The sequence below is a fragment of the Carnobacterium sp. genome, assembly GCF_032094055.1.
Classification (GTDB): Bacteria; Bacillota; Bacilli; order Lactobacillales; family Carnobacteriaceae; genus Carnobacterium_A.
In genome coordinates this window covers 8,681-10,654 of record NZ_DAMDAK010000039.1, presented here as the reverse complement: position 1 = coordinate 10,654, position 1,974 = coordinate 8,681, and the positions used below count along the sequence as shown (strand labels likewise).

The window sequence follows — 1,974 nt, the reverse complement described above, 5'->3', positions numbered from 1 at the left end:
GCATTCATTCAACATAAAAGACGAGGAAATTACTGTCCGCACTGTGGAGAGAAATTAGACTGAAATAAGGCCATAACTCAGTAAAATATGAGTTATGGCCTTATTTTTCTTTTCTTATTTGTATAAAAAAACTAGCAATTTTTTCCGTTTTCAGCAATCACTTTTTGATACCAATAGTAACTGTCTTTTTTATAGCGATTCATTGTCTTTCCTTCTTCTTCGTCACGGTCCACATAAACAAAACCATAGCGTTTTTGGTATCCGTTTAACCAGCTTAATAAATCTGTATATGACCATGTGCAATAACCAAGAACCGTTGCTCCATCGGTAATCGCTTCTCGAATCGCATGGACATGACTTTCTAGGTAATTGATTCGGTAATCATCATGAATTTGATTATCTTCCGTCAATTTGTCGTATTCACCTAAGCCATTTTCTGTAATCATCACAGGAATCCGGTAACGACTAATGATTCGGCGCAGAGCAATGCGTAAGCCTTGCGGATCTATTTCCCAATCCCAATTCGTCCGTTCAACAAATGGATTTTCAACTCGTTTAGATACTCCTGGTGTCCCAGACTCTTCACTAGAGCCTTTCTCCCCAGTTGTATTCATCTTACCTAGGCCTACACCATCTGTTGGATTAAAAACATCTGTCGCACTTTGATAATAATTGATCCCTAGAAAATCTGGTTTAGCTGCAGCTAATAGCTCTTCATCGCCTGCTTCGAACGTAGGTGCCAATCCTCTATCTTTCAGGTACTTCATTGCAACGATTGGATATTTTCCGTACAAGTAAACGTCCATCCAAAAATTGGCATTTAATTCTTCCGTATCTTCAGCTGCTAAGACATTCACTGGGTTGCTGTCCAATGAATAATTCGGAGTATAGGCGAAGCTTGGTCCAATTTTGCCAGGCATTTCCATATCATGGAATTTTTTAATCACAGAAGCATTTACTAAGTTGGCAATGTGATTCACTTCATAGAAACGTTTTGGATCCGTTACACCAGGCGGGTGAGCAGCCATTAAATAACCTAATGAAGTAAAAATGTTTTGTTCATTTAAACTGACCCAATAATTTACTTTGCCGCGAAATGCTTCAAAAAGAGTTGTCGCATAATTTGTAAAGTCTTCAATTATTTTACGTGATTCCCAGCCTTGGTATTCGTCTTGCAGTGCTTGCGGTAAATCCCAATGGTAAAGAGTCAGCATAGGTTCAATATTATGCGCGATCAATTCATCGACTAAATCTTTATAAAATTGAAGTCCTGCTTCGTTGATTTCTCCGCGTCCATTAGGGAAAATTCGTGTCCAAGCTACTGAAAAACGATACGTTTTTAATCCTTGTTCAGCCATTAAAGCAATATCTTCTTTATAGCGATGATAATGATCAACAGCTACATTGCCATTAGTTCCTTTAAATGTTTTATTTGGAATGCGAACAAATTCGTCCCAAACCGAGACTCCTTTTCCATCTTCATTCCAAGCTCCTTCTACCTGATAAGCGGCAGAAGCTGATCCCCAAAGAAAATCCTCAGGAAACTGGTCTAATTGTTTGTGTTCCATTCTGTCAGCCCTTTCTAGTTGGTCCTTCTTTTTAAGAATACCATTAATAGCGCTTCCTTTCAAAAGAAATCATTATTTTGACTATGTTTTTTTAATATTTGACTATACTTTAAAAAGAAACAGGATAAATTCACTATGAACAGAAAAAATTTTAGGTAGACACGGATCGGGGAGCAACGCTTCTTATGTCAAATCAAGTTGCGTGCCTTAAGAGCTAAAATTTCCTACCTTTAGGTCACGATAACTCAATTATGTGCTTTTCGGTATTCACCCGAAAAGGTCTGATTGGAAGTATTAAAAAAGCAGCTAAAATAGAAAATTTTGCTGCTTTCTATTAAACTAATGATATCAGGTAAATAGCCTACAAAATTTAAAGGAGAAAAACGATGACTAAACTTAATTTACA

General features: G+C 37.1%; 1 protein-coding gene. It reads right to left on the bottom strand.

Going from position 1 to position 1,974, the window contains the following annotated elements:
* Nucleotides 1–131: 131 nt before the first annotated feature.
* A complete protein-coding gene (locus RT405_RS07510) occupies nucleotides 132–1,568 on the bottom strand; it encodes a glycoside hydrolase family 1 protein (RefSeq protein ID WP_313468860.1) in 1,437 nt (478 codons plus the stop codon).
* Nucleotides 1,569–1,974: the final 406 nt, after the last annotated feature.

Bases quoted from the DNA above. Each gene is read 5' to 3' on its own strand.
- RT405_RS07510 (WP_313468860.1), bottom strand. From the start codon at position 1,568: ATGGAACACAAACAATTAGACCAGTTTCCTGAGGATTTTCTTTGGGGA.